Annotated in this window: 1 protein-coding gene; it reads left to right on the top strand. The window is 69.2% G+C overall.

Translation table 11 applies throughout. From position 1 onward, the window contains the following. Nucleotides 1-737 (top strand): IS5/IS1182 family transposase (locus tag AQJ46_RS51250; protein WP_063803989.1); only part of this gene is annotated, 737 nt, incomplete at its 5' end. Nucleotides 738-751: the final 14 nt, after the last annotated feature.

The following is a 751-nucleotide window of genomic DNA, read 5'->3' on the forward strand; positions in this document are numbered from 1 at the left end:
CTGCCGCACTCGACCTGCCGCACGCCCTGGTCGAGTGGGTAACCATGCTCATCGTCACCCGCGAGGGTGACCGACGGTGCAAACTCCCGCCGCACCAGCGTGCGCTGGTCGGCCTGGTGTACCTGCGCCGCCATGACACCCTCGCCCAACTCGCGGCAGGCTTCGGCATCTCCGTCGGCACCGCCCACGCCTACGCTGCAGCCGTCATCAGCCTGCTCGCCGACCGCGCACCCGGGCTCCTGCGGAGCCTGCGCGAAGCCGACCCCGACTACGTCCTGCTGGACGGCACCCTCGCGGAGTGCGACCGGGTAGGCGACAGCCGGGCCGACTTCTCCCAAAAACACCGACGTCACGGCGTGAACGTGCAGGTGGTGACCGATCCAGTCGAACGACTGCTGTGGATCTCGCCCGCACTGCCCGGTGGCGCGCACGACCTGACCGCGGCCCGCACTCACCGGATCATCCGAATCTGCGAACGCCAGGGCATCCCGATCCTCGCCGACCGCGCCTACATCGGAGCCGGCCCATGGGTGACAACACCACGCAGACGCCCACCAGGCCGCGGCCTCACACCAACCCAGCAAACCGTCAACCGCGCGCTGTCGGCAGCACGCGCCCCGGTCGAGCGCGGCGTCGCACGACTGAAGTCCTGGCGGATCTTCCGCAAGGCCCGGTGCAGTCCCAACCGCATGTCGTCAATCGCAGCCGCCATCCTCACCCTGGAGCGGCACTGCTGAAAAGGCTCACTGAG

This window comes from Streptomyces canus, from assembly GCF_001514145.1.
Taxonomy (GTDB): Bacteria; Actinomycetota; Actinomycetes; order Streptomycetales; family Streptomycetaceae; genus Streptomyces; species Streptomyces canus.